We start from the raw sequence: 7,265 nt of genomic DNA on the forward strand, positions 1-7,265 counted from the left end.
GTTGTTCATCCAGAAGTAGTAGGTGTTGATCGACTCCTCCATGCGGAAGCGGTCGCCATAGCGCGACCTCACCTCGGCGAGCCGGTCGGCGTCGGGCGGATCGGACATGTAGTCGACGCGGTTCTGCTCGATGTCGGTGACCTGCGCGGTGTTGCTCTTGTTCTGGGTCACGGTGATCTTGTCGACGTTGGCGTCGGCCACCTCGCTGGCGCCGGCGTCCTTCACGGTCTTGAAGTTCGGGTTGCGCTCCATCGTCAGGGTCTGCGGTGCCTGAACGTGGGAGATCATGAACGGGCCGCTGGCGGGCGGCGGGTTGTTCGTCGCATCCTTGTCCAGCGGGGTGCTCGGCGGGACCGGCGCTGCGAACGGCAGACCGAGGATGCTGTCGAACGTCCCGTTGGGTTCGGTCAGCGTGACCGTGATGTCGCCCGTGGCGTCGTCGGTGACGATGCCACTGATCGTGTTCGCCTTGCCGTCGGCGTATTCCTTGGCGCCGACGATGGGCTCGAAGAACACCGAACCGCCGGAGTTCGCCTTGAACAGACGCTGGATGGCGTAGGTGAAGTCGGACGCCTTGATCGGGGTCCCGTCGGAGTACTTCATGTTGGAGCGCAGCTTGAGCTTGTAGGTCTTGCCGTCCGGGGACACCTCGGGCATGGCCTCGGCCAGACCGGGCACGATCTCGGTGCCGTCCTCACCCTTGGCGTGCTTGTAGGTCAGTAGTGGGGTGTAGACGTTGTAGAGCGTCTCCCAGCCTTCGACGGTGTACGACAACTGTGGGTCGACGTAGTCGGGGAACGACGTCATCGTCACGTTGACCTCGCCCCCTCCGCCTCCTCCGCTGCCTCCGCCGGCGCTGCTTCCGGAGTCACCTCCACAGGCGGCCACTCCGAACGTGGCCAGCGCGGCGACGACGCCGACGGTCACCGCCTTGCGCAACTTGCTCATCTAGATACCCCTTGGTCTTTGTCCGGACGGCGCCCATTACCTGTACGCCTCCTGCCGGGCTGCCACTGCATCTTTTCCGAAATACGGCGGATGGCAACTCGAGGATTCAGGAATCGGGCCTCGTCACGAGCCCGTTGCCTGCGAAATGCCAGGACGCGGCGGCGGCCTCGCGGGCCGTCTGAGCCAACCGTCCGGTTGCTGAGAGGGCCGCGCCCGGATAGCCGTAGCGTGACGAACGCCGGAATTCTTACTGTATTCGGCACCAATCGCCGGAAAATTGACACAGTTGCTGGTCGGCGGTCCGAGGTAGCGGGTCAGGCGTTGGCGGCGATTACCGAAAAAACCCTCAAAAAAAATGAGCGATTCGGCGTGTTCAACCGCCCGGCAGTTGGTGGAGCCCCGCACCGCCGGGGGTCCGACCACCGATGGCGCGGCGCGGCAAAGGCCGTCCACTGCCTACCGGCTGACGATGGTGGGCACCATTACCATCGAAACTCGTGGCGCGTAACGATGGTCCCGGCGGACCCCCAGACGATCCGTACTACTCCGACAGCGAGCCAACGCAATACGGCAGCTACCCGCGCAGCGAGCCCGCTGCGTGGAGCGAGCCGACGGCGTACGGGAACTACGGGGGCGGCCAGCCCGAGTACGCCCAGGAGCCCCCGCCCGAACCGCCCACCCCGTGGTATCGCAAGCCGCCTGGCCTCGTCAGCATCGGCGCCGTCGCGGTAATCCTCATCGCGCTCATCGTCTACGCCATCGTCACTCTGACGGGGAGCGGCGACGCGACCAGTCCGGCGTCGACCACGTCGACCACGTCGGGCACCTCGTCGACGAGTGCGGCATCACTGGCGCCCGTGCCCACCGGTGGCACCGAAACCGTCACGCAGACCGAGTCGCCGAGCACCACGACGGACACCCCGGACACCACGTCGTCGACCGAAAGTCCGACGACGACCACTACGACGACGACCACCACCACCCCGAGCACGAGCACCACGGTTTCGACGAGCACCAGCACGAGCACCGTGACTCAGACGGTGACGGTCTCGCCGGAGAACACCCAAGAGAACCCGGGCGGCGGAGGCGGTGACGGCAGCGGAGAGGGTTAGCCCTTGGGTTATCCCAGCACCGCGGTGTCAGCGGGCGACGGTCGCCGGTCCGGCAGGGCGAGTTTGAACACGGTCCGCACGGTGAGCAGGTACTGATGGATCAAGTGACCCGTCGTGTAGGGCAGGTCGTACTTGTCGCACAACGCTCTGACCCGTACCGCGATCTCGGCGTAGCGGTTGCTCGGCAGGTCGGGGAACAAGTGGTGCTCGATCTGGTAGCAGAGGTTTCCACTCATGAACGCCATCACGGGTCCGGCGTCGAAGTTCGCACTGCCCAACATCTGTCGTAGATACCACTCCGGCTTCGTCTCGTTCTCCAGCGTCTCCGGGGTGAACTTCTCGGCGCCGTCGGCGAAGTGCCCACAGCAGATCACCACGTAGGCCCAGACGTTGCGCAGCACGTTGGCGGTGACGTTTGCGCCGAGGGTGCGACGCCAGCGTCTGCGACTGAGCGCCGGGAACACCACGTAGTCCTTACCGGTCTGGCGGCCGATCTTGCGCAGAAGCGCGCGGTTGTGAACGGACTTCGCGACGTCGTTGTCAAGACGCTCGTGCTCGGAGTACAGATCGTGCAGCGCGATCCCCCACTCAAAGGTGATGGCCAACAACAGGCTTCGCAGTGGCTGAAACAGATTGGACCGCTTCCACTGCTGGTCCGGAGTGACCCGCAGCACGCCGTAGCCGAGGTCGTCGTCCACCCCGAGAACATTCGTGTTGACGTGGTGGCGGTAGTTGTGGGAGTAGCGCCACTGCGAGGACAGCCCCGCCATGTCCCACTCCCATGTGGTCGAGTGGATCTCGGGATCGTTCATCCAGTCCCACTGGCCATGGCCGATGTTATGGGCCAATTCCATGTTCTCGATGCTCTTGGCGGCTGCAAGTCCGGCGGTGCCCACCGCCCATCCCAGCTTGCCCTTGCTGCCCGCGATGACGAGACGGGAGGCGACGTCCAGGACGCGCTGGAACGTGATCGTGCGACGGATGTATGCCCGGTCCTTGGCGCCGCGACTCTCTTCGACGTCGCGGCGGATCTCATCAAGGGCGTCGGCGAACGCCTCGAGGTCGGATGCGGTGAGGTGGGCGAATTCGGTGACATCGGCGATGGCCATGGTGTTGCAAGTTTCCAGTCAGCTCGGACGGCCCTCGTCGCGTGGCGCCGACTTGGGTGGCGGATCGGCAGGGTCCTGGCCCAAACGCAGATACAAGGAGTGGTGCTTCCCTGCCCGTGTATGTAGCAACAGCCTAGACGCAGAAGCGCGCCTTGGCGCTGGGTCCGTATGAGTCGACGATCGTATGCGCGCCTACTCGTCGTTCGCCTTCTTCGCCGCGGCAGGCTTCTTGTCCGTGGCGTTCTTCGCGGCGTCTCTCACGTTGCTGGCTGCGTCGTGGACCGTCTTCTGGACCCCGGCGACGGTCTTCTTGATCTGGTCTTGTCCGTCCTTGGCGATCTTGTTCAGGGTCGCGGCGGTCTTCTTGACCGACTTCTCGACGTCCGCCCCGGCCTTCTTCACCGACGCCTGCGTCTTCGCGTTCGCGGCCTTGATGTTGGCGTCGAGCTCGGTGCGCGCCTTCTTCGCCTGATTCTGGACGTTGGTGATGGGGTCAGCCGCGTCCTTGTCTTTGACGACGGCAATTTGCTTGTCCTGAGCAACGTTTGGCGAGTCGTCGGACGCCTTCGCGAGGGACTGGACGCTCGCGTCCTGAAGCGATTGGCCTGCCGGCGGGACAACTGGGCGTGCTGCCCCAGGGAGTCCGTACGACAGATCGGCGATGGCGCCGGTGAACTGTTCCAGCCCGTTGGCGGCACCGTTGGTCCACGAGCCGATGTTCTGGTTGAGGTAGTTCGTGTACTGCGTCGCCAGGGGCGTCACCAAGGACGCGTACAGCGGATTTAGGAACGGTGTCACCGCATCGCCGGGGTTCGGCAGGCCGAGTGCTTGAGTGACGCTGGTCGACTGGGTAGGAAGTAGCGCCCTCGGAGTGCTGAACAGCAGAGTGTTCAACAAGCCTTCACCAACCAGCCCGTCCGAGGACTGCTGCGTCGGAGCGGTCCCCACCTGGAAGGGCGGAATCAACCCGACGTTGAACAGTGACGGGCCAGTAAATCCAAATCCCTCATTGCCGAAGTTGAACGAACCCAACGAATACTGGATTGGAAGTCCGGCGATCGTCGCGAGGTTCGTCCCGTTACTGAAGTTGATTCCGTTGGTCCCGTAGTAATTCGCGGGCTGAATGTTCGTGTTCGTCAAGATTGGAAAGCCCAAGAGGTTGAATGCCGTCACCGACACGCCGCCGACCGTGTTGATCCCGGTCGCAGTGGGCAAGACGATCCCCGGCGTGCCCACGGTGGCGAACGATGCGAGGCCCAGCGGAAGGGTCGCACCACCGGCGAATAGGGGGATGGCGACGACGGTATCGGTGGTGGGGTCGATACCAAAGGGGAGAGTGAGTGGCGGGAGGCCCTCCAGCACGGTGAGTGGCCCGATGTCGAGCGTCGGCATGGTGGCGAGAAAGCCGACGGAGCCGCCGAGTGGCAGGCCGTAATTGCCGGACGCCGCCGGGAGCCAGGCGGTGATCGACGGCGTGGAGATGGCGTCAAGAGGAGTCAGCGCATCATCGATGATGCCGTCGACGATGTCCCCCAGCGGCACCCCCAGGGGAATTCCGAGAACGGGGATGCTGACGTTCGGAATCTCGAGCACCCCGGTCAGATTCCCAACCAGATCCGACAAAGTCAGGCTGGGCAACTGGGCGAACGTGTTGGCAACGGTCGTCGAACCGGCGATACCGAGAATCGGCCACGCGTAACCCGACTGGTATGTCGTCTGCGAGACGGTCAATCCGAGTAGATCGTTGAGGGTGGGGATACCGCCGATGAGCGGAAGGTTGAGACTGCTGAGGGTGGCGTTGATCGCGGTAAGTGCGGTAAGCACCTCTTCAACCGTGGCCAGCGGGCCGGCAAGCCCAGAAGTAAGGGTTGCGAGTAGTGGCGTCACCTGGCCAAGCACGGGAGCCAGCGCCGGCACCAAGGCGCTGAGGATCGTGGGCAACGCATCGGCCGGGAGTCCGGGGATATTGCTCAAATTCGGCTGGGCGAGGAGCTTGGCCAGCGTGTCGATGAGGCCCTCGAGGGACGTCAAATCTTCCTGAGTGGTGCCCGCATTGAGCGTCGGCAGTAGACCGCCAGAGGCTGCCCCGAGCGGATTCACCAGACCCGCGAACGCGTTCTGGAAGTTGCCCTGAGCGAATAGCGCATTGTTCGTGCTGTTCGACAAGCTCTCGATGAGCTTCGTGTAGTCGGGCCCGGTGGATGCGGCGAGCGCGACGGGCACGGATGACACCGCGTGGTGGGGCAGCGGCGGCGGTGCCGCGCCCACGGTCAGGCATGTCGCCGTTGCGGAGGCGGCGCTGATCAGCGCGATCCGCTTGGCCCGCCGACTCTGTTTGCGATGCTTCGACCCCATGTGACCGCTTTCCTTGGGAACTATCTCGGGTTGGTTTCAGGACCGTAACATCCCGCTATCGCAGACCACGTGAGATTGCTGCGAAATTGTCGCCGCCTTCAAAGACAAGGTCACGCCGAGTGAATGACGTCATGGATGATTCGCTTTCGTACTGGTGGGAGCGGTATATGCCAACAATCATGTTTGCGGGTAGCAAATTCGCTACCCATTGAAGCGTAGATTGCTAAATCTGGATTGGCAGGGGGCAATGAAGGGATAGCCCGACCGTCTTCGTTGCAGTCCGGCCTGCATTTTTCCGGGGGGCATAAGTGCACGCTGACGACCTGAGCGAAGCCATGACGTGCGTCACCCTGCGACAGTCTTGGTTTGCTGATCTCGGTGTGTCGGCAGTCGTGGGGCGTTTGATCGCGGCCGAGGTCGGATGCTGGAAAACCCGCAACGCATGAAGACGAGCGAGCCGACCGTTTCTTTGACATACTTCGTGCGCGTCAATACGCGCAGCCACTCCGACGAAACGGGGAAAGTCATGGCCGGTAAGCACAGGGCGAAGGCGGCGCGGCGCCAGACCGACGCGTACGTATGGCTTGGGACGGGAGCGGTCACCCTCGCCCTCGGCGCCGCTCTTACCGGCGGGGTGGGCGTTGCGCACGCAGACACGACGGGTTCAACGGGCAGCGGGTCGCGCGTCTCGCCGCCGGGGAAGTCCGCACCGACGACATCGATCCGTACGACCGTCAGCGCGCAGAGCGTGAATACGTCAACTCATTCATCCAGGCCCACGGCCAAGGCCGCGGGAGAGGAAAAGAGCGCGACGTCGGTCGTCAGTTCCAAGAACTCCGTTGTCCGAGACCAGAATCCAGCGGTCACCGGTGACAACAATCCAGGCCCGAGTCCCACCCTCGCGGAGGCCGCAATCGGACTCAACAACGGCGATCTGGGGGTCATCTCCAAGATTCCGGGTCTCGAGCCCCTCAAGAACATTCCGTTCATCGAGCTTGGTGGCGGGGGCGGCGGCTTGCTCTCGACGATCGCAGGCGCACTTTCCGGCGGCATGTTCTAGCGAATACTGCTTCTTCGCCGCTCGTGCCCATCTTCTCTGGAGCGACTCCCTAAGGTCACCACGCACTTCCGCTGCGGCGCTGTCACCCGAATGCGTTGCTGGAACGAGACGTTCACCGTGACTACTGAACCCCGGGTCACCCCGGCGCGTGGTTGTCGGCGCGTCTGGCGGGCATCTTGGGCCGGGATCGAGTGGTTGTCGAGCGAAGCGGGTGTTTGCCAATACCCCGATCGACAGTCACTGTCAGCGCTCCCTCCGATGGCGTTGACTGAGGTTCGGCAATAGTGGGACCTGGCCACGTTAGGGGATGACGATGAGCGGCTGGACTATTCAGGAACTTGAGCGCATCGGCGACGCGCAGGAGATGCACGTCGCTGGTCGCCGTCGTGACGGCTCGCTGCGCAAGTCGGTGGTCGTGTGGGTAGTCCGCAGCGGTGACGACCTCTACACCCGCTCGGTCAACGGACCCGACGCCGGCTGGTTCCGTGGCACGCGGGAGCGCCGCGACGGTCACATCAGCGCTGGTGGCGTGCAAAGCGACGTCGCATTCGTCGACGTCGACGGTGACGACGGCGCACTCCAGGACGACATCGACACCGCCTACCGCGCCAAGTACGGCCACTACTCGGGCCCGGTGGCCAGTATCACCAGTGCGCTGGCACGCTCCACGACGATCAAGAT

General features: G+C 63.8%; 6 protein-coding genes. 3 read left to right on the plus strand and 3 right to left on the minus strand.

Annotation, left to right across the window (positions count from 1 at the left end):
• On the minus strand, positions 1-948 hold a 948-nt coding region (locus ACRDUX_RS31270), incomplete at its 3' end, for an ABC transporter substrate-binding protein (protein WP_526419796.1).
• Between the two features lie 497 nt (positions 949-1,445).
• Between ACRDUX_RS31270 and ACRDUX_RS31275 the strand changes: the two genes are divergently transcribed.
• Positions 1,446-2,060, plus strand: a complete 615-nt coding sequence (locus ACRDUX_RS31275) for a hypothetical protein (RefSeq protein WP_526419798.1) — start codon at positions 1,446-1,448, stop codon at positions 2,058-2,060.
• A gap of 8 nt (positions 2,061-2,068) precedes the next feature.
• Here ACRDUX_RS31275 and ACRDUX_RS31280 read toward each other — a convergent pair whose 3' ends face one another.
• Both ACRDUX_RS31280 and ACRDUX_RS31285 read right to left on the minus strand, forming a co-directional pair.
• On the minus strand, positions 2,069-3,169 hold the full coding sequence (locus ACRDUX_RS31280; protein WP_526419800.1) for a fatty acid desaturase family protein: 1,101 nt from the start codon (positions 3,167-3,169) through the stop codon (positions 2,069-2,071).
• A gap of 192 nt (positions 3,170-3,361) precedes the next feature.
• Positions 3,362-5,524, minus strand: a complete 2,163-nt coding sequence (locus ACRDUX_RS31285) for a hypothetical protein (RefSeq protein ID WP_526419801.1) — start codon at positions 5,522-5,524, stop codon at positions 3,362-3,364.
• A gap of 526 nt (positions 5,525-6,050) precedes the next feature.
• Between ACRDUX_RS31285 and ACRDUX_RS31290 the strand changes: the two genes are divergently transcribed.
• On the plus strand, positions 6,051-6,584 hold the full coding sequence (locus ACRDUX_RS31290; RefSeq protein ID WP_526419803.1) for a hypothetical protein: 534 nt from the start codon (positions 6,051-6,053) through the stop codon (positions 6,582-6,584).
• A gap of 313 nt (positions 6,585-6,897) precedes the next feature.
• A partial coding sequence (locus ACRDUX_RS31295) for a DUF2255 family protein (protein WP_526419805.1) occupies positions 6,898-7,265 on the plus strand: 368 nt, incomplete at its 3' end.

It is taken from the genome of Mycobacterium sp. (genome assembly GCF_050701675.1).
Lineage (GTDB): Bacteria > Actinomycetota > Actinomycetes > Mycobacteriales > Mycobacteriaceae > Mycobacterium.

Coding starts and splice junctions, on each gene's coding strand:
- ACRDUX_RS31285 (WP_526419801.1), bottom strand. CDS start 5,524: ATGGGGTCGAAGCATCGCAAACAGAGTCGGCGGGCCAAGCGGATCGCG.
- ACRDUX_RS31280 (WP_526419800.1), bottom strand. CDS start 3,169: ATGGCCATCGCCGATGTCACCGAATTCGCCCACCTCACCGCATCCGAC.
- ACRDUX_RS31290 (WP_526419803.1), top strand. CDS start 6,051: ATGGCCGGTAAGCACAGGGCGAAGGCGGCGCGGCGCCAGACCGACGCG.